Here is a 21137-nt window from a genome sequence, read left to right as displayed (position 1 = left end):
TTCGTCGGCAGGCAACAACGACCTCAAGGGGCCAAGCACGTAATGGGAACGACATACACTCCATCGTCCCGCCGATAGGCATACCCGCCAGGCGTTATCACAACGAGGAACGAGGGCTCGCCCATAATACCCCGGTCGATCTTTCCCGCCAGCTTCTTCAGACTGCAAGCGCCCTCCTCAATGAACTTAGCGCCCATTTTCACTTCGCAAAGCGCGTATCTTCCGTCTGGCAGAACGACAACCGCATCAGCCTCCAGCCCGGTATTATCGTGATAATGCATCACTCGACCGCCGAGCGCCTCGGCATAGACGCGCAGATCCCTCGCACAAAGACTCTCGAACAGGAGACCGCACGTGGACATATCCTTCAAGAGAAGGCCCGGAGTGGCCCCCAACGCTGCCGCCGCTATAGACGGATCGGCGAAATAGCGCACAGGGGTAGTCGTGATACGCGACCGCGCATGCAGGGAAGGAGACCACGCGGGCATATCTTCGATCACGTAGAGATTCCTCAACGCGCCGACATACGAGTGCACAGTATCTTTCGATAGGTCGCTCCCACGAGCCTTCAGATTGCTGCGCACCGTCCCCATATCGGCCTGAGTGGCGCTGCACCGGGCGTAGGCCTGAAGAATAACGCGCGCATACTGCGAGTTCCGCGACACTCCGTCCACGCGCGAGATATCCTCCTCGACAATAGCGTCGAGATAGTCGTAGGCCATGCGAAGCGAGGCTCGCTCGCTTTCCGTTGTTACAGCCCGAGGCCATCCTCCGCGGCATATCAAGTAAGCGACATTTTCAATGTCCTTGGAAGAATAGCCCCCTATTTCCCCCTCATCAGCGGAAGCGGTGCGATCCTCCCCCTGACAAGCACGACCGAACAGCATGCGCAAACTCACCTCAGCCGTCGAGTCGCCGGACTCGTAAAGCGTCATAGTGCACATATCGAGGAAGGAGAATCGTCCCGTTCCCGAATGCCGGGGCTTTTCCTGCGGCGTGGCCGAACCGGTGAGCATGAATTGGCCCGACTCATCCGATCGATCCACGGCATAACGCACCGCATCCCACAGCTGAGGCGCTTCCTGCCACTCATCAATAAGACGAGGCTTGCTTCCCGCAAGGAGAAGAGAGGGCTTTGTGTTCGCAAGGATCTGATTGTTATCGCGCTCGTCAGGATCCTGCATGAAGACGGCGCTCTTTGCCTGCTGCTCGGCAGTGGCCGTCTTCCCGCACCACTTCAGACCCCGTATCGCAACAGCGCCAGCATAGGACAAACGCTCTGTTAAATCGGCGTCTACAATACGCGGCAAGTAGGTTTTCATGGCTGCTCCAAATTAGGCGATCTGCTCTTTGCAACAATTTTAACCCACTCTTTGCAACTATTTCAACCTGCTGTTTACAATGAATTCGACCCCCTCCTTGCAATTGGAGGAGGCCGATCCGGACATTAGTTATCGCGGAGGAGGCGGCGGTAGAGCAGCTTGAAGGCCACTACGGCCGCCACCATCCACACGGTCGTCACCGCGAGGGGCGCCACCGCAGCCGCCGGCGTCAGGCTTCCGCTGACGATAAGGCGCAGCAGCTCGTCCGCGCCTCCCGTGGGTGCGAAGCACACGACCGCGCGGATACCCTCGGAAAAACTGCCGAAGATGGGCGCCATGGTCAGCAGGAGCACCGGCACGCTGTACAGGCCCGCGGTCATCTGGTCGCGCGAGGCGAGCCCCACTACGAGCGACACCAGGATGACGGGCACCGCCCCCACGCTACCGAGGAGCAGATACCACCCTGCCAGGCTCCACGGAGCCCCCGACACGGCGAAGCACACCAACTCGGTCGCTATGGTCAGGACGAAGGCCACGAACCCCTTGGCCAGCATGAGCTGCTCGGCGCTCACGTTCGCCAGCATGAGCGTGCGCAGGGTGTGCTTCTCCTTCTCCTCGGCCAGCCCGTAGATGAGCGACACAGAGGCGCCCATACCGATGGACAGGCACAGCGACATCGACAGCACGATGTATTGGACGACCGACGTCACCTGGGGGCTCGCGCCCAGGCCTCCGTCGCCGCGCAGCGAACCGGCCAGGCCCATATCCCCGATGAAGAACCGGTAGAACACGGCGAACCCCACCGGCATCAGCACGCACAGGATCATGGTCGGGTTCTTGGCGAGATCGGCGGCGTCCTTGGCGATAAGGGCGCCCAACTTGCGCAGATTCGCTTGCATCAGAACTCCCTTCCCGTCAACTCCAGAAACACTTCCTCCAGGTTCGGCTCGTCGGAATGCACCGCGAGCAGCTCGCCGGCACAGGCCAGCTCGGGCAGCTTTGCGACATCGGCGGGGTCTTTGGAGAGCTCCAGCGTGCCGCGCGTGCGGGTGCGCACCGCGATGCGGTTGCGAGCATAGCGCAACTTCAGCTCGTCGGGGTCGTCGCAGGCGGCAATGGCACCGTCGGCCAGGATGGCCACGCGGTCGCATACCGTCTCCGCCTCGGCCATGTCGTGGGTGGTGAGGAACACCGTCGCGCCCCGGGCGCGCAGGTCGGCGAGCAGCTTGTGAACCTCGGCACGAGCCACAGGGTCGAGCCCGCTTGTCGGCTCATCTAAGAACAGCAGCTCCGGCTCGTGCACGAGGGCCGCCGCAAGGGCCGCGCGCTGACGCATGCCCTTCGAGCAGTGCTTGACGAGCGTCTTGGCATCCTCGGCCAGGCCGAGCCGCTGAAGCAGCATGGGCACCCGACGTCGCCCTACCCCGCGCAGCCGCGCATAGAGCTCCACGTTGTCGGCGATGGACATGCGGTCGTACAGAGCGCTCGTGTCCGACAGGATGCCCACCCGCTCATAGTCGGCCTCTGTCGCGCGCTCGAGGGGGCGCCCCAGCAGGCTGATGCGACCCCCGTCGCGAGAGAGCTGGCGCGTAAGCAGCTTGATGGTGGAGGTCTTACCGGCTCCCGACGGACCCAGGAAGCCGAATACCTCGCCGCGACGCACCGAGAAGGTGAGGTTGTCGAGCACGCGCTTGTCGCCGAAGCTCAGACCCACCGCCTCCATGGAGAGAATGGCCGCGCTCATCGAGCGGCTCTCAAGGTGCCGACGGCCACGGCGGCGTCGCCGGTCTCGGCCGAGGCGGAGTGGCCGGGCTCTAGGGCGTCCAAGCGCTTGTTCACCTTGGCGAGGCCTTCGTCGATATGGCGCTGCAGGTACACCACCCCCGCGCCGATAAGCACGAAGGCGAAGGCGAGGGCACCAATCAGAATGGTGAGGGCGTGGGTCGTGATCATGGGAAATCCTCTCTTTCAGGGCGCCGCGAGAGCGCCGGTGAACTGACGGGGCCCATGATCGGAAAAGCGACCGCTGCCTGCAATATCTTCTGCACGACGCGCGCATCGGCTGCCCGAGAGGAGCCCACGGGCGCACGAGAGGAGCAGGGCAAGGCCGGCGGGAGGGCCCCGCGCGCAGATTCCGCAGCGGCTTCTACTTCCAGCCGTAACGGTCGCGCATGGCCTCGGCTCGGCCCTTCGACAGCGGCAGCGAGGTATGCACCGCGTCGGACAGCACGAGGTTGAAGGTGTTGCGGGTGTAGCGCTCCACGCGAGCCACCTTCTGCACGTTCACGATATAGGAGCGGTGGCAGCGGAAGAACCCGAAGCGGCCGAGCTCGGCCTCCAGCTCGTCCATGGTGAGGCTCGTGGGGTACAGCTCGCCGCGCACGCTCGCGTAGTTCACCCGGTTGGCACTCTCGATGAAGTCGATGTCGCGAGGGTCGAGCAGCAATGTGGCGTCGCCGGCCTTCGCGGCGATCTTGCACACGCGCACCTCGTCGGAAAAGCCATCGTCCTCCTCGACGTCCGCCTCCTCCACATCGGCCGCGAACAGGCGCCCCTCTTCTTCCCAAAACGCCCGCCCCGGCAAAAGAAGCGCCTCGCGCAGGGGCTGGCCCACGGTGACGAACACGGTGCCGGCCTCATGGCGCTCGGCGATCCACGCCAGCACGAGGGCACGGGAGGGAGCGCTTAAATCCAGCAGGGGCCGTTCGCAGAAGCACAGCTCCGGCTCGAAGAGGCTCATGCGGGCGAAGGCGAGCAGGGCACGCTGCTCGGGCGCGAGCTTCGCCACCAGAGAACGGGTGCACCCCTCCAGGCCGAAATGGGCCAGGGCGTCCCCAACCGCCGTGCCGTCCCGTCCGGCGAGCCGAGCGAAAAAGCGCAGATAGGACCGCGTCGTATCGCGGTCGAAGCCGCCGTCGTCTTCCAGAAAGTAGGCACCGCGGCGCGCACCCTGGATCTCGGCGACGGCCTGGCGGGCGCGCAGGCTCGTCTCGCGGGCGCATTCCACGTGCACGCTGCGGCACGCCTGCCCCGCCTCCGCGCGGATGAGCGCTTCGATGGAGAGGTATTCGGTGGCGAAGGTCTCTGAGGCCATAGCTTCTCTTCCCAGTCGGTTGCGCCGTTTATTATAATGGCGAGCGGAAAGATAAGGGAAGGAAAGACGGTCATGGAGCAACAGGAGCGCGCGACGCCGCGCATCATCGGCGCACTTGTCGCGCGCGATGCGGGTTGCGCCCTGCGCAATCCCACGGTGCTTCTGTGCGCGGCAGTGGCCGCGGCCTTCTCATGGCTCTTCGGGGCCACGCTGGCCGACGAGCTGACCGCAACGCCCGGCTTCGCCGTTTTCCTCATGGCCTTCGCGACGATCCTGCCCACCCTGGAGGCGGGCGGAGTCGTCACCCTGTTCGCCATGAGCGAGGAGGACGCCCACGGCACCTACGACGTCATGGTGCGGGGAGGCGCGAGCCTGGAGGCTATCGTAGCGGCGAAGGTGATCGTCGGCGCCGTGGGATGCACGGTACTCGTCCCCGTGTGCCTGGCGCTCGCGGGCGCACCTCGGGGCTGTCTTGGGCCGGCCGTGCCGCTGACGGCCGTGGGCAGTCTGCCCGTTCTCGTGCTGTTCTGCGGATGCGGCCTGCGCGCTGCCGACCAGATGCGCACGAACGGATGGGCCTGGCCCCTCGTCGTTGCCGGTATGCTGCCGCTGCTCGGTGCGCTCGGGCCGCAGTGGGCGCCGCTCGTCGCGGCAAGCCCTGTGGGGTTTCTCGCCGGCAGCTGCGTCGCGGCGGCCACGGGCACGCCTGACGCCCTGGGCCTTCCCCTCCCCGCGCTCGCAGTCAACCTCGTTGCGTGGCTCATCCTCGCCCTGCTCTGGCTGCGCCGGTGCATGAAGGCGTGGCGCAGCGCCCGGGAGTCGCGCTAGACAGAGGCCTCCACCACGGCGGCGATGGCCTGGGCATGGCGCTCGGCCTCGGCGGGGTCGGCCGCCTCCACCATCACGCGCACCACCGGCTCGGTGCCGCTCGGGCGCAGGAGCACCCGGCCGTCGCCGGCGAGCGCCTCCTCCGCGGCGGCCACGGCGGCGGCCACCTCGGCATTGCCGTCCACAGCGTGCTTGTCGCGCACCCGCACGTTGATGAGGGTTTGGGGCATCTTCTCCATCACGCCGATGGCCTCGCACAGGGGCTTTCCCGAGCGCAGCACGGCGGCAAGGAACTGGCAGGCCGTCATCAGGCCGTCGCCCGTGGAATTGTGCTCCAGCAAAATCATGTGACCCGACTGCTCACCGCCGATGGCGTAGCCGCCCTCGCGCATGGCCTCCAGCACGTAGCGGTCGCCCACCTTCGTCTGCACCACGTTAATGCCGGCCTCGCGCATGGCGCGGACGAACCCGAAGTTCGCCATCACCGTGGACACGACGCAGTTGCCCGTCAGCACGCCGCGCTCGCTCATATCCAGAGCGCACACGGCCTCCACCATGTCGCCGTCCACCTCGGTGCCGTCGGGGCACATGATCATCACGCGATCGGCGTCGCCGTCATGGGCGATGCCCACATCGGCGCCGGATTCCGCCATCAGCATGCGCAGGGGCTCCAAATGGGTGGAACCGCACTGCACGTTGATGTCCATGCCATCGTAATCATCGTTGATAACGACAACCTCGGCGCCCAGACGCCGCAGCGCCTCGGGACTTGTGAGGGCCGACGCGCCGTGACCCGTGTCAAGCGCGATGCGCAGCCCGGAGAAGCTAATACCCTGGTCCTGGATGGAGCGCACCACGTGGTTGATGTAGATCTCCTGGGCCTGCTCCAAAGGCACGATGACCCCCAGCGAGCCGCCCGAGGGCATAGATATCTCCGATGCCAGATAGCTCGTCGCATCGGCGGCGGCCGCACCAGTCGCCTCTTGGGACGCATCCCAAGCCGCCTCTTCCATACGCGCCACCTGGCCCTCCAGGCCGCCCGCGACAATGAAGCGCTCGATCTCGTCCTCCACCGCGTCAGGCAGCTTGAAGCCCGCCGAGTCGAACAGCTTGATGCCGTTGTACTCCGGCGGATTGTGAGAGGCGGAGATAACCGCGCCGCCCGCCGCCTTCATTTCGCGCACGAGCAGGGCCACACCGGGCGTGGGAATAACGCCGGCCTCCAGCACGGTACCGCCCGCGCTCATGATGCCCGCGGAAAGCGCCGCGCCCAGCATGTCGCCGGAACGCCGCGTATCGCGCCCCACCACGATGGTCTTGCCCAGGTACATGGCGGCAGCCTGACCCAGGCGGTAGGCCATCTCGCAGGTGAGTTCCACGTTGGCGATACCACGCACACCATCGGTTCCAAACAATCGGGCCATGGCTACTTTCCCCTTCTCACATATTCCCCGTGCAGGCGCACGGCGCCGGCGGGACGTTCCTCGTCGGCCATGCGCATGTTCAATTCGGCGGCGAACTCGTCGAGCGAGATGCCGTAGCGCTCGAGCACTACCAGCAAATGATACACCACGTCGGCGGCCTCGTAGCGCAGATGGTCCACCGCCTCGCCGTACTCGGGCGGAAGCTGCACCGAAAGGGCATCAGAATCAGCCAGCGCCCCAGCAGCGTCGACGGGGCCAGTCCCCGCACCGGTCCCGTTCGCCGCCGTGTCCAAAGCCACGGCCGCGGCCAGCGACGAGGTGGCCCAGCCCTCCACGTCCTTGGCAGCCAGGGCCACTTCCCCGGCCTCTTCCATGACCTTCTTCAGCACGCCATCTACGCTGCCGGTCAGAAGCCGATAGGTGTAGCTGCCCTCCCCCGCCTCGTGCCGCGCGGCAATCGTGGCGCCAAGCGCTTCCAGCGTGGCGCCGATCTGCGAGGCCGGGGGCACCTCGCCTTCAGGGATGTACGTCTTATCAACCATAGGTGACACTGCTTTCTCTTCGCAGGCGAGCATGCTATACTGCAGATACCGGTAAAGCCCGAGTGACCTTATACTCCGGTCGGGCGGCGCGGGTTGTTTTGAATAGGGGTTAGTGGCAGCTAGCCCCTATTCTTTTCTTCCCACGACATCCTCGCGTTTATCCTCCCTCCATGTTCTCCATACCTCAAGTATGAAAGCGGCGATGGTCGAAACCATCGCCAGCACGTTAAGAGCTTCCAGGATTATCTCCATAGGCAACACTCCTCTCGAAGCGCCGCCCACGTTCGGACTTTGCCAGCCCGTCTATGATACCCGTACAACAAGAAGAAGGTGACCCGCACGGGCCACCTTCTCCAAATCACTCAAGCCTGACGAGCGCCTACTCCTCGCCGTCCTCCATAGCGGCGTTGCTGGCGGCCTCGTCCTCGGCGGTGGTCACGCCGAACCCGAAGGAGCCCAGCCCCCCGACCGAACCCAGCAGAGCGTCCAGCTCTTCCAGGTTGCGCTGATAGGAGCGCGGGGGCAGCGCCTCACCGAGCATCTCCTCGCCATCGGTGTTGAACACCGGCGGCTCGTCACCGCCGATGAGGATGGTGTCGTCGGGCGAGAACACCATATCCAACAGCTGGCTCATGTCGTCGGAGGAAGCAGCCAAGTCGTCCTCGATCACGTGCATCAGATCGCGGGCCGCCAGGCCTTCCTTCAGCTCCTCGATGGCCTTCACGCCGATGCCCTCGATGCGCAGCAGGTCCTCCTCGGTGTGACCCAGAAGGTCGGCCACGGTCTCGATACCGGCCTCGGAGAACTTGTTCGCCCAACGCTGGGACACGCCCAGATCGTCGTAGATGTACAGGCGCGCGTCCTCGTCGGACAGGTTGTGACCGCGGTGTCCCGAAAGAGCGCTGTAGTAGCCGCCGAAGGAGCCCGCAGAATTGAAATAGCCGTCGTTGTCCAGCGACCAATCCTGGGGCTGGGGCAGCAGGTCCTCGATCTCGCGCAGGGCGTCGGGGGCAAAGTCGGGCAGCGTATCGCCGCTGATGCGATCCACCGGGCGACCCTTGTAGGTGAGGCGCACGTCGCGGTAGCGGCGCAGGCCCGTACCGGCCGGAATCGGCTTGCCGATGATGACGTTCTCCTTCAGACCGGCCAAGTAGTCGGTCTTGCCCTCGATGGCGGCGTCGGTGAGCACCTTGGTGGTCTCCTGGAACGACGCGGCCGACATCCAGGAATCCGTGGCGAGCGACGCCTTGGTGATGCCCAGCAGCAGCGGCTGGCCCACCGGCGGCTCCTTGCCCTCGGCGATCAGCTCGTTGGCCACCTTCTCGAACTCGAAGCGGTTCACCTGGCGACCCGGCAGGAAGTCGGAGTCACCGGCATCCAGCACGGCCACCTTGCGCAGCATCTGGCGCGCGATGACCTCGATGTGCTTGTCGTTGATGTCCACGCCCTGGGACACGTACACGCCCTGGACCTGGCCCACGATGTAGCGCAGCGTGGTGTTCGGGTCGGTCAGGCGCAGCAGGTCGTGGGGGTTCACCGAACCCTTGGTCAGCTGCTGGCCCACGCGCACCTCGCACCCGTCGTACACGCCCGGCAGAAGCTGGGCGCGGGCGCTCACCGTGTACTCGCGGTAGTTGCCCTCCTGGTCGTGGATGGTGATGGTCTTGGACATCTTGTCGCCGGTCACCTGCATGGTGCCGGAGATCTCCGCGAGCACCGCCTGGCCCTTGGGCTTGCGGGCCTCGAAGAGCTCTTGCACGCGGGGCAGACCGTGGGTGATGTCCTCGCCGGCCACGCCGCCGGTGTGGAACGTACGCATGGTCAGCTGGGTGCCGGGCTCGCCGATGGACTGGGCGGCGATGATGCCCACCGCCGTGCCGATGTTCACCGGACGGGCCGTGGCCAGATCCCAGCCGTAGCACTTCTGGCAGACGCCGTGCTCGGCATGGCAGGTCATGATGGTGCGGATGACCACCTCGGTGATACCGGCCGCGTCCAGCTCGCGCAGCTGCGCCATGGAGCGCAGGTAGCTGCCGGCCTCGGCCAGAATCTCGCCGGTTTCGGGGTTGGCCACCGGCTCCAAGAGGCAGCGACCCACGAGGTTCTCGTCCACCTCGTTCTTCTCGTTGCGCACCGGGTAGCTCACGCCCTCGGTGGTGCCGCAGTCGATCTCGCGGATGATGACATCCTGGGCCACGTCCACCAGACGACGGGTGAGGTAGCCCGAGTCGGCGGTACGCAGCGCGGTGTCGGCCAGACCCTTACGGGCGCCGTGGGTGGAGATGAAGTACTCCAGTACCGACAGGCCCTCGCGGAAGTTCGCCTTAATGGGACGGTCGATGATCTCGCCCTTCGGGTCGGACATAAGACCGCGCATACCGGCCAGCTGGCGAATCTGCTTGATGTTACCGCGGGCGCCGGAGAAGGCCATCATGTAGATGGGATTGAACTTGTCGAAGTTCTCCGCCATGGCCTCGCCGACTTCCTCGTTGGCATCGTTCCAGATGTCGACGACCTGCTTGTGGCGCTCCTCGTTGGACATGAGGCCCATCTCGTAGTCCTCGTCGATGGCGGCAACGCGCGCGTCGGCCTGGGCCAGAATCTCGGGCTTGGAGGGCGGGATGGTGGCGTCGTACACCGACACGGTCACGCCGGCGCGGGTGGCATAGTGGAAGCCCGCGTCCTTCAGGCCGTCCAGGATCGGCGGCACCTCGGACAGGTCGTAGGTGTTGGTGACGTCCTCTACCAGGCGGCTGATCTCCTTCTTGTTCATCTCGTAGTTCAGATAAGGATAGTCCGGCGGCAGCACGTCGTTGAAGATGATGCGGCCCACGCTCGTCTCGATGCGCTCGCCTTCCTTGTGATCCTCGAAGGTGTTGAACGCGGTGGCAACCTTCATGTTGTAGGGCAGGCGCACCGAGATCTTGGCCTGGAGGTCCAGATCGGCGCGGGCATCGTAGGCGTTCAGGGCGTCATCCAGGTCGATGAATACACGGCCCTCGCCCGGGAAACCGTCGCGCACAGCGGTCAGATAGTACAGGCCGATGATCATGTCCTGGGTGGGCACCGTGAGCGGGTGTCCATGGGCCGGGGACTTGATGTTGTTGGAGGACAGCATGAGCACGCGGGCCTCGGCCTGAGCCTCGGCACCCAACGGCACGTGCACGGCCATCTGGTCGCCGTCGAAGTCGGCGTTGAAGGCGGTGCACACGAGCGGATGCAGCTTGATGGCCTTACCCTCGACCAGCACCGGCTCGAAGGCCTGGATGCCCAGACGGTGCAGGGTTGGTGCGCGGTTCAGCAGCACGGGGTGCTCGGCGATAACCTCTTCCAGCACGTCCCACACGTAGCTGGCACCGCGGTCCACGGCGCGCTTGGCGGCCTTGATGTTGGCGGCGTACTCCAGCTCCACCAGGCGCTTCATCACGAAGGGCTTGAACAGCTCCAGGGCCATCTGGCTCGGCAGGCCGCACTGGTGCAGCTTCAGCTGCGGGCCCACGACGATAACCGAACGGCCAGAGTAGTCCACGCGCTTGCCGAGCAGGTTCTGGCGGAAGCGGCCCTGCTTGCCCTTCAGCATGTCGGAGATGGACTTCAGCGGGCGGTTGCCCGGGCCCGTGACGGGGCGTCCCCGACGGCCGTTGTCGAACAGGGAGTCCACGGCCTCCTGCAGCATGCGCTTCTCGTTGTTGATGATGATCTCGGGGGCACCCAGATCCAGCAGGCGCTTCAGGCGGTTATTGCGGTTGATGACGCGGCGGTACAGGTCGTTCAGGTCGGAGGTGGCGAAGCGGCCGCCGTCCAACTGTACCATGGGGCGCAAATCGGGCGGGATGACCGGGATCACGTCCAGGATCATGCCGGAGGGCTTGTTGTCCGACTTCAGGAACGCGTCCACCACCTTCAGGCGCTTCACGGCCTTAGCGCGCTTCTGGCCCTTGCCCGTGGCGATGACCTCGCGCAGCTCCTCGGAGGTTGCCTCCAGGTCCATGGCGTCAAGCAAGTCGCGCACGGACTCGGCGCCCATGCCGCCGGTGAAGTAGTCGCGATAGCAAGCGCGCATCTCGCGGTAGAGGGCCTCATCGGGCACGAGCTGCTTCGGTTCGATCTTGAGGAAGGCGTCGAAGGCGTCCTGGCGCAGGGCCTTGCGCTCGTTGAACTCCTCGTAGATGTCGGCGATCTCCTCTTCCACCTCTTCGGGGGTCAAGCGCTCGTCGTCATCCAGATCGTCGACGAAGTCGTCGTCTTCCGGCACGTAGTCGGTGGACAGCTTGCGGGTGGCCTCGATGAGGCGGTCGCGCTCGGCGTCCAGCTCCTCCAGGTCGGCGGCCAGCTCGTCGCGCAGATCGTCCACGTCCTCCTCGCGGGCCTCCTTGTCCACCGAGGTGATGATGGAGCTGGCGAAGTACAGCACCTTCTCCAGTTCCTTCGGCGGAATGTCCAAAAGGTAGCCCAAACGGGACGGGGATCCCTTGAAGTACCAAATGTGGCTCACGGGCGCGGCCAACTCGATGTGGCCCATGCGCTCGCGGCGCACCTTGGAGCGGGTCACCTCAACGCCGCAGCGCTCGCAGACGATGCCCTTGAAGCGCACGCGCTTGTACTTGCCGCAAGCGCACTCCCAGTCCTTGGTGGGACCGAAGATCTTCTCGCAGTACAGGCCGTCCTTCTCAGGCTTCAGGGTGCGGTAGTTGATAGTCTCGGGCTTCTTCACCTCGCCACGGGACCAGCTACGCACATCCTCAGCGGAAGCAAGCGAGATACGCAGGGCGTCGAAATTGTTGACGTCGAATTCCGTCATGCTTTAAGCCTCCTCTCCGCCACCGATGAGGTCGGTGTTCAAATCGAAATCAAGATCGTCCACCAGGCTGCCCACCGCATCGGCGAGAGCGCCGATGGCGTCGGCCTCTTCGTCTTCGGTCTTCTTGGCATCAGCGGCCAGGGCGTTGTACAGGGCCTGATCGTCGTCCACCGCGTCGATCTCGTCCTCGCTGATGGACTGCATGTCGTGGCCCTTCAGCTCGATGTTCAGGCACAGCGACTTCATTTCCTTCACGAGTACCTTGAAGGACTCGGGCACCTCGGGCGCCGGAATGTTCTCGCCCTTCACGATGGCCTCGTAAGACTTCACGCGGCCCGACGTGTCGTCGGACTTCACGGTCAAGATCTCCTGCAGCACGTTGGAGGCACCGTAGGCGTACAGGGCCCACACCTCCATCTCGCCGAAGCGCTGGCCGCCGAACTGGGCCTTGCCGCCCAGGGGCTGCTGGGTGATGAGGCTGTAGGGGCCGGTCGAACGGGCGTGGATCTTGTCGTCCACCATGTGACCGAGCTTCAGGATATAGGTCTGGCCCACGGTGATCGGCTCGCGGAACTTCTCGCCGGTGCGGCCGTCGTACAGCCAGGTCTTGCCGGTACGGGACAGCTGGGGCACCAGCTCGTCGCGGGCCATGTCGCCGTACTTGGCGTGGTTCATGTTGATGAGGTTGCGGTTCGCCTTCTCGATGGCGTCCGAGATCTCCTCCTCGGTGGCGCCGTCGAAGACGGGCGTGGCCACGTGGATGGGGCCTTCCACGACCTCGTCGGTGTCCTCGGCGTCGGACCAGCCCCACTTGGCGGCCCAGCCGAGGTGGTTCTCCAAAAGCTGGCCCACGTTCATTCGCGAGGGAACGCCGAGCGGGTTCAGGATGACGTCGATGGGGGTGCCGTCGGCGAGGTAGGGCATGTCTTCCACGGGCAGCACGCGGGAGATAACGCCCTTGTTGCCGTGGCGGCCCGACAGCTTGTCGCCCTGCTGCACCTTGCGCTTCTGAGCCACGTAGATGCGCACAAGTTCGTTCACTCCGGGAGGCAGGTCGTCGCCGGCGTCGCGGGACGTGCGGTAGATGCCGATGACGCGGCCGCCGGAGCCGTGGGGCACCTTCAGCGAGGTGTCGCGCACCTCGCGGGCCTTCTCGCCGAAGATGGCGCGCAGCAGGCGTTCCTCGGCGGTCAGCTCGGTCTCGCCCTTCGGGGTGACCTTGCCCACGAGCACATCACCGGGGAACACCTCGGCGCCCACGCGGATGATGCCGTCGGCGTCCAGGTCCGAGATCATGTCCTCGGAGATGTTCGGGATCTCGCGGGTGATCTCCTCGGGGCCCAGCTTCGTATCACGGGCGTCGATCTCGTACTCGGAGATGTGGATGGAGGTGAGCAGGTCCTCGGACACCACGCGCTCGGACACGATGATGGCGTCCTCGTAGTTGTAGCCTTCCCAGGGCATGTAGGCGATCATGAGGTTCTGACCGAGGGCCAGCTCGCCGCCGTCGCAAGAGGGGCCGTCAGCCAGCACGTCGCCGGCGCACACCTCGTCGCCCTTGCGGACGATGGGACGGTGGTTGATGCAGCCGGACTGGTTGGAGCGCTGGAACTTCGGGATGAGGTACTCGTCGTACTCGCCCTCGTCGTTCAGGATGATGATGGTCTGGCCATCCACGTAGTCCACCACGCCGGGGCGCTGGGCCACGAGGATCTCGCCGGAGTCCACGGCGATGCGGTGCTCGATACCGGTACCCACGAGCGGGGCCGTGGGACGCAGCAGCGGCACGGCCTGGCGCTGCATGTTCGAGCCCATGAGGGCACGGTTAGCGTCGTCGTGCTCGAGGAAGGGAATGAGCGAGGTAGCCACCGACGTCATCTGGCGCGGAGAGACGTCCATGTAGTTCACCTGCTCGGGCGGCACGTCCATGGCCTCGCCGAACACGCCGTTGGTGTCGGTGGTACGGGCGAGCACGCGGGTGGACTTGTGGAACACGCCGTCCTCGTCGGTGTAGCCGAACTCGCGGGTCTCAAGGTCGAACAGGTCGTTGGCCTGGGCGATGGTGAAGTTCTCTTCCTCATCGGCGGTCAGGTAATCGATCTCGTCGGTCACCTTGCCGTCGATCACGCGGCGGTAGGGCGTCTCGATGAAGCCGTAGGGGTTGATGCGACCGTAGGCGGCCAGCGAGCCGATCAGGCCGATGTTCGGGCCTTCAGGGGTCTCGATGGGGCACATGCGGCCATAGTGGGAGGTGTGCACGTCGCGCACCTCGAAGCCGGCGCGCTCGCGGGACAGACCGCCCGGGCCCAGAGCCGACAGACGGCGCTTGTGGGTGATGCCCGCGGCCGGGTTCGACTGGTCCATGAACTGGGACAGCTGGGAGGAACCGAAGAACTCCTTGATGGCGGCCACGATGGGACGGATGTTCACCAGCGACTGCGGGGTGATCTCGTCGGGCTCCTGCATGGACATGCGCTCGCGCACCACGCGCTCCATACGGGACAATCCGATGCGGAACTGATTTTGAATCAGCTCACCCACCGAGCGGATGCGGCGGTTGCCGAAGTGGTCGATGTCGTCGGTGGCGAAGCCCTCGTCGCCGTTGTGCAGACCGATGATGTAGCGCATCGTGCGGATGATGTCCTCATCGGTCAGCGTGGAGGAGTCGTTCTCCTCGGGGGCAAATCCGAGCTTCTTGTCCATCTTGTAGCGGCCGACCTTCGCCAGGTCATAGCGCTGCGGGTTGAAGAACAGGCCGTCGAGCAGCGTGCGGGCGGAATCGATGGTCGGCGGCTCGCCGGGACGGAAGCGCTTGTACAGCTCGATGAGCGACTCTTCCTTGGTGGTGGCGGGGTCGCGGTCCAGAGTGCGCAGCACCATCTCGGAGGAACCGAGCAGCTCGATGATCTCCTCGCGGGTCTCGGCCAGGCCAAGCGCGCGCACGAGCAGAGTCGCGGGTTGCTTGCGCTTGCGATCGATGCGCACGGAAAGCAGGTCGCGCTTGTCGGTCTCGAATTCCAGCCACGCACCGCGGGAAGGGATGACCTTCGCGTTGTAGATGGTCTTGTCGGAGGTCTTGTCACGCTCGGCGGCGAAGTACACGCCCGGGCTACGGACGAGCTGGGACACCACGACGCGCTCGGTACCATTAATAATGAAGGTGCCGCGAGGGGTCATGAGCGGGAAGTCGCCCATGAACACCTCCTGCTCCTTGATCTCGCCGGTCTCACGGTTGATGAAGCGGATCTCGACGAAGAGCGGCGCCTGGTAGGTGACGTCCTTCTCCTTGCATTCATCCACCGTGTACTTGGGCTCGCCGAACTCATGCTTGCCGAACTCGACACACATGTCCCCGGTGTTGTTCTCAATGGGGCACACGTCGGCGAAGGCCTGGGCCAAACCTTCGTTCTTGAACCAATCGAAGCTTTCCGTCTGGATAGCGATCAGATTGGGGACGTCCATAACGTCCGGAATCTTCGCGAAGCTTCGGCGATCCCTGTAAAGGCTGGTGGGAGCGGATTTTTTTCCTTGAGCCACGAGGCTGTTCCTCCTTCACGTCCATCGCAAATCTGAAAAAAGTTGCAATTCGCTAAAATACTATTGCGCGATGGCCGAGTCAAGAAAAATTTTTAGCAGCTATGGAAATTGTCTGGAAAATGCCCCTGGAACGGGGCGTTGTTCGCCCGCGCCGCGGAGCGTCCCGGAAAGCTTCCCGGCTGCGCCTTCGACGGCTATCCTGTGGTACCATGCAGCAACAGCGGCGCACGAGGGGGCCGCGCTTCGTCTACCCCTAAAGGCAGATCATGGTTGGAAGTCCTACAGTGAGCAATGCCCGGAAAACGGCCCGACTTTTCGCGGCCATCTTCCTGTGCGCCATCGGTACCACCCTGCTCAGCCTATGGTTCTTCCGCTTCTATGCCGAAATCGACGGAGGGCGCTCGCCCCATTCCCTTTTCGTCGTTATGGCCAGCATCTTCGTCATAGCGGCCGGACCGCGCCTCGTGGCATCATTCACTGCGAAACATCTCGCCTACCTGAGCCTCATCGGCATCTTCATCGGCGCCTTCCTCGCCGTCGCGGTGCCCACCTGGGCCCCGGTGGGGAGCGGCATCACGGCCATCGCGGGCACGTTTCTCGAGATATTCGTGTACAAATCGCTCCTCTCCCTCTCCAATGTCGCTATGCGGAAGGTGTTCGTCACAGCGACCGTGGGAGGCATCTTCACCGGCTCCGTTCTCCCCTTCGACGCCCCCACGGCGCTGTTCGCCGCATCGGTGTGCATGGCCCTCGCCGTCGCCCTCGCCGCTTCCCACCTCGATCCCGATCCTGCGACGGGCGAGGGCCGCTTTGCCCTCTCCGTGCATGTTCGTCGACAGATCATCTTGCGGGCCCGACCGGCCGCAGGCCTCATCGTGCTGGCCTTTGTAGCGCACCTCGCCTCGGCCAACGCCATGCCCCTGGGGCCCGGCCTCACCGGAGGGGCCTACCTCGCCGCCCTGGCCCTGTTGTGGCTGAGCGCCATCGCCCACGACGATACGAGCCACATATCCCTCATCCGCTGCCTCGTGCTTATTTCCGCTGTCGTGTGTGCCATGCGCCTGTCCGGCAGCTTCGGCGCCGAGGCAGTGGCGTTCGTGGAAACCGCCCTGGGCATTATCGTGTGGACGGGCATCATCGTCGTCGCGCTCGATCTGGCCACCTACGCCGAAATTCCGTTCTCTACCATCATGGGCGGCGTGTACCTGCTGCTCACGGGCCCGGCGGCCCTCATCTACCTGGTGAGCCTGGCCGCCCCCTCCCTGCCCGCGATGCTCTCCTCCAGCCTCGCCGATGCCGTCATCATCTGCCTTTTGGTGTTCTGCGGCCTCTACCTGCTCAACGAGCAGAGCCTCGACGACTTGTTCTGGGGCGCGCACGACGACGAGGGCAAAACCTCGAACGATGGCGAGGCCCTCCCCGCGACCGACGAAGGAGAAGCCTCCGCCACCTTCCACAACCTCGACTTGTCGGCGTCTCCCTCCGCGACCGCTTCCGAGTGCGAAACCGTCGACGCCATCGCCCGCCTGGCCGCCGAAGCGCAGCTGACGGCCCGGGAGCAAGAGGTGCTCGGACTGCTTGCCGAGGGAAGAAGCGCACCGTTCATCGCCGAGTACCTCTCCATCGAGCGCAGCACGGCGAAGACCCACGTGGCCCGCATTTACGCGAAGCTCGGCGTGCACACCCGTCAGGAGCTCATTTCCCTCGTTCTTAGCGCGAAGGGCCTTGAAGCCACCGAGCACTAACGAGGCACCCCGTCCGTCGTTGGGGTAAAACCCCTGGTCATCGCTGCGCATACACCCATTGGTATGACAGGTCCGCGAGGGAAATTTCCGGCATAAATCAATCCAAAGGCAGGTTTTCCGCCCTCCCGGCGTGGCCTATCGTTCTCTTACCGCCGCAACGCCTTGCCCGAGGGAACGGAGGCGCGGCGCGTGAAACGCCATCAATTGAGGAGGATGACATGACCATGGAGAACCAGCCGTCTATTTCCCGCCGAGGACTGCTCAAATGGGCCGGCGCCGGGTCGATTGCCCTGGCTGCGGCCGGCGCCCTCTCCGCTTGCGCCCCTGCCCAGAGCAAGCTTGCGAGCACCCAGGGCGAAGCAGAAGAGGGAGCCGACTCGGGCCTGCAGGAGCGCTACGCCGACCTGCCTGTTGAGGAGTCGAGCGCCTATGCCGTCGTCGTGGGCGGCGGCGCCGGCGGTCTTCTGGCCGCCTACAAGCTGGCCAAGGAGGGCAAGAAGCCCCTGCTGCTGGAGAAGGGGCCGTCGTGCGCCTCGTCCAACCTGGCGAACCTGTCCGGCCCGGCCGCCTGCAACACCTCGAACCAGAAGGCCAGCGGCATCACCATCGCCACCGAGCGGGCGCTGTACGACCACTACGTGGAATGGGCCCGCGGCTCGGCCAACACCAAGCTGCTGAAGAACCTGCTGTCCAACAGCACCGAGGCTTTCGAGAGCCTCGTCGATTGCGGCCTGCACTTCTACAACTACGTGGAGTACACCGGCGACCCGCAGTACGGCGAATCGCTGAAGTGGGCGCCCCTGCACAACTTCGTGGAAGTGGGCGAGGAGCGCATCCAGCCCATCGTGAGCGCCGTCGAGGCCATGGGCGGCTCGTTCATCTACAACTGCGAGGCCACCGAGGTTGTGCTTGAAGACGGCGTCGTCGCCGGCGTGAAGGCCATCCGCGACAACAACACGGTGCTGTCCATCGCCACCAAGGCGGTGTTCTTGGCCACGGGCGGCTTCGGCGCCAACGAGGACATGATCCACGACCGCTTCCTCGGCGTGTCGCTCGTCAACATGGGCACGCCCACGAATTCCGGCGACGGCATCCGCATGGCCGAGGCGGCCGGCGCGGTCTGCGAGAACTACTACGCGCTCATCAGCAACGAGATCTGCGGCGCCAACCAGAAGCACGGCAGCGCCATGTACGACGCCGACTGGAACCTCAACAACGAGAACCTGTGCTTCGCCATCTACGGCGGCCTCATGGTGGACGAGACCGGCGAGCGCTTCATGAACGAGCAGAACATGGCCTTCGACCCGCTGGTGTACAGCGGCCAGGCGGGCTTGAACAACGGCAACTACTACGTGCTCGTCGACGGGGAGTACTACGACGCCTGCGTGGCCGAGGGCGTGTACAAGCACCTGGGCGAGCCCGACTGGAATTTCGGCCGCGAGATGTTCTACCCCGTGCTGAGCCACGCCCCCGAGCAGTTCGAGGCGGCCGTGAGCGAGGGCTGGGCCGTCAAGGGCGACACCATCGCCGAGTGCGCCGAGGCCTTCGGCCTGACGAACCTGGAAGAGACCGTGAAGCGCTACAACGAGTTCTGCCAGAGCAAGGAAGACGCCGACTTCGGCAAGGACCCCATGTTCCTCACCGAGATCAAGGACGGCAAGGGCTACTACTTGTTCGAGTACCAGTCGGCCTACTGGGCCACCGTCGGCGGCATCCGCACCAACGACCGCCTGACCGCGCTCGATGCCGACAACAAGCCCATCGGCGGCCTGTTCATCGGCGGTCTCAACATGGGCAGCGCCTTCTGCCGCCCCTACTACGACATCCCCGGCACCGCCTGCGGCCTCTCCATCGCCTCGGGCGTCACGGGCGCCAAGGAGATCATCCAGTACCTGGAGGCCTAGCATCCCGCGATCATCTCTCTGGCCCCGGCGCGTTTCCTCCCTCCCGCCGGGGCCTCTCCCACACAGGGCCGAGAAGACATCTTCTCGGCCCTGCGTCGCGTTCCGGGACAAAGTGTTGCCCGGCACACACCTTCGTAGAGGCGACCTCCCGGTCGCCCACCCCCGCGAAGAGCCCCAACCTCGCCGGCCCCAACGACTTCGCAACCGAGGGGTGCCGGCGATTGCCTTGACCTTTCCGTTACGTCATGCTGCATACTGCGAGGCGCAGCGCGAAAAGCGCACGGCTGACAGCGGACGGCAACCGACAGACGGAACGAGGATGAGAGTTATGACCACTGAAGACAGCTTCGAGGCCATGAATCGCGAGGGCCTCCAGCAGTTCGAGGAGACCTACGGCACCGAGGCCCGCGAGCGCTACGGCAACGACGCCATCGACGCCTCCAACGAGCGCATGATGAACCTGACCCGGGACGAATGGGACGCCAAAGAGCTGCTGGAAGAGGCCATCAAGGTGCAGCTACGCCTGGCTCGGGCCACCGACGACCCATCAAGCCCCGAGGCGGCCGAGTTGGCGGCCATGCACCGCAAATGGATCACCGTGCACTGGGGCCCCGGCTTCGACACCGCCACCTACCTCGCCCTCGCCCACGGCTACCTCGCCGACCCCCGCTTCACGAAGTACTACGACGATGCCGCAGGCGTTGGCGCCACCGAGTTCCTCGTCCAAGCCGTAGAAGCCGCCAACACGTAAGAACGGTTTAACTTCCCATTTCAAAGTTAAAAGTTTAAATGCAATGGTGTAAAGGGTTAAATCCGCCGCACGAAACGGGCTGGAAAGATGTTTTCCCAGCCCGTTTCCGCATTCTGTCTTATTGGATCGTCGCTTGACGATCTGCAGCCCAGGCAACATCTTGCATCCAGGGTTTCCAGAAAGGACATTCCTGCCAACCGGGTCTGAAACCCATGGACAGCATGTCCATCTCCGTTCGCCCTTCGAGTTGCGCGAACAGGCGGCAGCGCCATGATGTGTCTGGCGCTATCACCTCCAAAAGGCAGCTCAATATCGTGAGCACGCCAAATATACGGTCGCTTTCCACTTTGTAGGGCTCATGCCATCGCGCATCGTTTTTAGCTCGAGGAATCATCGGCCTCGTGCCAAACGGCCGATTCCAGAGCCTGCTGTGATGAGCACATATATTGCGAACGGTATTCAGAGCAACCAGCCATGAGTCGAGCACCGTTGCCGTCACGCCTACTTCGGACGCAATCTCACCTCGTATGTCGCAGGAAGCACCCTTGTACAGCCGGAGCAACAGCCCCATCTCCATGAGGTTGACCATCACCCAATACGGCGGCATGCCGCACTCATCCCCGTACACTTTGCGGAAATGATCCGCGAAGGGCTCCCTTGATCGACCATAGCAATCCATGCACCGCTTGAGAAAGGAAAGGTATTCCTCTTGACTAAGACGAGGAAGCGCCGGCCTTTCCAGGTAGCCGAATACGCCCGTCTTATCGGCAAGATAGTATGCCAATCGCGAGCGCATGAATACTTCAACCCGTTCGATGGCGTCAAGAGTAGTAAGCCGCAACTGCCTGTCGAAGACATACAGGCCCCAAACACGATCGAACGTTGTCCCAGGCCTGAACGAGTCATCTTCGTCCTTGAAAACGTGCCAATATCCACTCAGGCGATAGTAGCCAACGTCTCTCAGATGCTCAATAACAACGGCCCTATCCCCCTCGAGGCTGCGCTGAGCCAGCAGATCGGCCTGTTCTTCCAACGAAAGCCACGGCTTGTCATATCTCATCCCCCGCACCCCCCCAAATAAAAAACCACCCGGTAGTGTGCATGCAAAGCAGAGGCCGACCGGGTTTGCTGGCGCTCATTTTAGCATGAAACCACCCAGAGGAGAGTGACCCACTGACATTTTTCGCAT

15 protein-coding genes are annotated in these 21137 nt (G+C 64.2%); 4 read left to right on the top strand and 11 right to left on the bottom strand.

Translation table 11 applies throughout. The features are described 5' to 3' along the window. Positions 1–23: 23 nt before the first annotated feature. From G503_RS0101085 to G503_RS0101065, 5 genes are all read right to left on the bottom strand, one after another. The gene (locus G503_RS0101085) at positions 24–1322 is read right to left on the bottom strand and encodes an ATP-binding protein (protein WP_028026128.1); all 1299 of its coding nucleotides are present in this window, start codon (positions 1320–1322) and stop codon (positions 24–26) included. 125 nt (positions 1323–1447) lie between these two features. Further along, positions 1448–2221 carry an ABC transporter permease gene (locus G503_RS0101080; RefSeq protein ID WP_028026127.1) on the bottom strand — a complete coding sequence of 258 codons (774 nt, stop codon included), beginning with the start codon at positions 2219–2221 and terminating at the stop codon, positions 1448–1450. Then, on the bottom strand, positions 2221–3066 hold the full coding sequence (locus G503_RS0101075) for an ABC transporter ATP-binding protein (protein ID WP_028026126.1): 846 nt from the start codon (positions 3064–3066) through the stop codon (positions 2221–2223). The genes G503_RS0101080 and G503_RS0101075 overlap by 1 nt, the downstream gene beginning before the upstream one ends. Continuing rightward, complete coding sequence (locus G503_RS0101070; protein WP_028026125.1) at positions 3063–3275, bottom strand: hypothetical protein; 213 nt, start codon at positions 3273–3275, stop codon at positions 3063–3065. Before G503_RS0101070 ends, G503_RS0101075 begins: the two co-directional genes overlap by 4 nt. 193 nt (positions 3276–3468) lie before the next feature. Further along, positions 3469–4416, bottom strand: a complete 948-nt coding sequence (locus G503_RS0101065; RefSeq protein WP_028026124.1) for a LytTR family transcriptional regulator DNA-binding domain-containing protein — start codon at positions 4414–4416, stop codon at positions 3469–3471. 72 nt (positions 4417–4488) lie between these two features. Here G503_RS0101065 and G503_RS0101060 point away from each other — a divergent pair, with 72 nt between their 5' ends. After that, positions 4489–5244 carry a hypothetical protein gene (locus G503_RS0101060; RefSeq protein WP_028026123.1) on the top strand — a complete coding sequence of 252 codons (756 nt, stop codon included), beginning with the start codon at positions 4489–4491 and terminating at the stop codon, positions 5242–5244. Here G503_RS0101060 and G503_RS0101055 read toward each other — a convergent pair. From G503_RS0101055 to rpoB, 5 genes are all read right to left on the bottom strand, one after another. Next, on the bottom strand, positions 5241–6668 hold the full coding sequence (locus G503_RS0101055; RefSeq protein ID WP_028026122.1) for a phosphoglucosamine mutase: 1428 nt from the start codon (positions 6666–6668) through the stop codon (positions 5241–5243). The two genes, G503_RS0101060 and G503_RS0101055, sit on opposite strands and share 4 nt — an antisense overlap. Positions 6669–6670: 2 nt before the next feature. Beyond that, positions 6671–7210, bottom strand: a complete 540-nt coding sequence (locus tag G503_RS0101050) for a phosphoribosyl-ATP pyrophosphatase (RefSeq protein WP_028026121.1) — start codon at positions 7208–7210, stop codon at positions 6671–6673. A gap of 126 nt (positions 7211–7336) precedes the next feature. After that, complete coding sequence (locus tag G503_RS16830; RefSeq protein WP_257483008.1) at positions 7337–7462, bottom strand: hypothetical protein; 126 nt, start codon at positions 7460–7462, stop codon at positions 7337–7339. A 127-nt stretch (positions 7463–7589) separates the two neighbouring features. Continuing rightward, the gene (locus tag G503_RS0101040; RefSeq protein ID WP_028026120.1) at positions 7590–12011 is read right to left on the bottom strand and encodes a DNA-directed RNA polymerase subunit beta'; all 4422 of its coding nucleotides are present in this window, start codon (positions 12009–12011) and stop codon (positions 7590–7592) included. Positions 12012–12014: 3 nt separating this feature from the next. Beyond that, on the bottom strand, positions 12015–15548 hold the full coding sequence (rpoB, locus tag G503_RS0101035) for a DNA-directed RNA polymerase subunit beta (protein ID WP_028026119.1): 3534 nt from the start codon (positions 15546–15548) through the stop codon (positions 12015–12017). A gap of 266 nt (positions 15549–15814) precedes the next feature. Between rpoB and G503_RS16180 the strand changes: the two genes are divergently transcribed. The 3 genes from G503_RS16180 (at position 15815) to G503_RS13000 (ending at position 19948) form a co-directional block, all read left to right on the top strand. Further along, a complete protein-coding gene (locus G503_RS16180; protein WP_235715457.1) occupies positions 15815–17293 on the top strand; it encodes a response regulator transcription factor in 1479 nt (492 codons plus the stop codon). 218 nt (positions 17294–17511) lie between these two features. Then, positions 17512–19197: an FAD-binding protein gene (locus tag G503_RS0101025; RefSeq protein ID WP_028026117.1), complete on the top strand. Its 1686-nt coding sequence runs from the start codon at positions 17512–17514 to the stop codon at positions 19195–19197. A 328-nt stretch (positions 19198–19525) separates the two neighbouring features. Next, positions 19526–19948, top strand: coding sequence for a TipAS antibiotic-recognition domain-containing protein (locus tag G503_RS13000; protein ID WP_035021254.1), 423 nt, complete (start codon positions 19526–19528; stop codon positions 19946–19948). A 118-nt stretch (positions 19949–20066) separates the two neighbouring features. Here the strand turns inward: G503_RS13000 and G503_RS12995 are convergent, their stop codons facing one another. Continuing rightward, positions 20067–21008: an Abi family protein gene (locus G503_RS12995; RefSeq protein WP_084636186.1), complete on the bottom strand. Its 942-nt coding sequence runs from the start codon at positions 21006–21008 to the stop codon at positions 20067–20069. Between the last annotated feature and the right edge of the window lie 129 nt (positions 21009–21137).

Source organism: Adlercreutzia mucosicola DSM 19490 (assembly GCF_000422625.1).
GTDB lineage: Bacteria > Actinomycetota > Coriobacteriia > Coriobacteriales > Eggerthellaceae > Adlercreutzia > Adlercreutzia mucosicola.
Note: the sequence above shows the minus strand (reverse complement) of the source record. Positions and strands in the feature narration are given on the sequence as shown.

Excerpts from the sequence above, each read along its gene's own strand:
- G503_RS0101085 (WP_028026128.1), bottom strand. The coding sequence starts at position 1,322 with ATGAAAACCTACTTGCCGCGTATTGTAGACGCCGATTTAACAGAGCGT.
- G503_RS0101080 (WP_028026127.1), bottom strand. The coding sequence starts at position 2,221 with ATGCAAGCGAATCTGCGCAAGTTGGGCGCCCTTATCGCCAAGGACGCC.
- G503_RS0101075 (WP_028026126.1), bottom strand. The coding sequence starts at position 3,066 with ATGAGCGCGGCCATTCTCTCCATGGAGGCGGTGGGTCTGAGCTTCGGC.
- G503_RS0101070 (WP_028026125.1), bottom strand. The coding sequence starts at position 3,275 with ATGATCACGACCCACGCCCTCACCATTCTGATTGGTGCCCTCGCCTTC.
- G503_RS0101065 (WP_028026124.1), bottom strand. The coding sequence starts at position 4,416 with ATGGCCTCAGAGACCTTCGCCACCGAATACCTCTCCATCGAAGCGCTC.
- G503_RS0101060 (WP_028026123.1), top strand. The coding sequence starts at position 4,489 with ATGGAGCAACAGGAGCGCGCGACGCCGCGCATCATCGGCGCACTTGTC.
- G503_RS0101055 (WP_028026122.1), bottom strand. The coding sequence starts at position 6,668 with ATGGCCCGATTGTTTGGAACCGATGGTGTGCGTGGTATCGCCAACGTG.
- G503_RS0101050 (WP_028026121.1), bottom strand. The coding sequence starts at position 7,210 with ATGGTTGATAAGACGTACATCCCTGAAGGCGAGGTGCCCCCGGCCTCG.
- G503_RS16830 (WP_257483008.1), bottom strand. The coding sequence starts at position 7,462 with ATGGAGATAATCCTGGAAGCTCTTAACGTGCTGGCGATGGTTTCGACC.
- G503_RS0101040 (WP_028026120.1), bottom strand. The coding sequence starts at position 12,011 with ATGACGGAATTCGACGTCAACAATTTCGACGCCCTGCGTATCTCGCTT.
- G503_RS16180 (WP_235715457.1), top strand. The coding sequence starts at position 15,815 with ATGGTTGGAAGTCCTACAGTGAGCAATGCCCGGAAAACGGCCCGACTT.
- G503_RS0101025 (WP_028026117.1), top strand. The coding sequence starts at position 17,512 with ATGACCATGGAGAACCAGCCGTCTATTTCCCGCCGAGGACTGCTCAAA.
- G503_RS13000 (WP_035021254.1), top strand. The coding sequence starts at position 19,526 with ATGACCACTGAAGACAGCTTCGAGGCCATGAATCGCGAGGGCCTCCAG.
- G503_RS12995 (WP_084636186.1), bottom strand. The coding sequence starts at position 21,008 with ATGAGATATGACAAGCCGTGGCTTTCGTTGGAAGAACAGGCCGATCTG.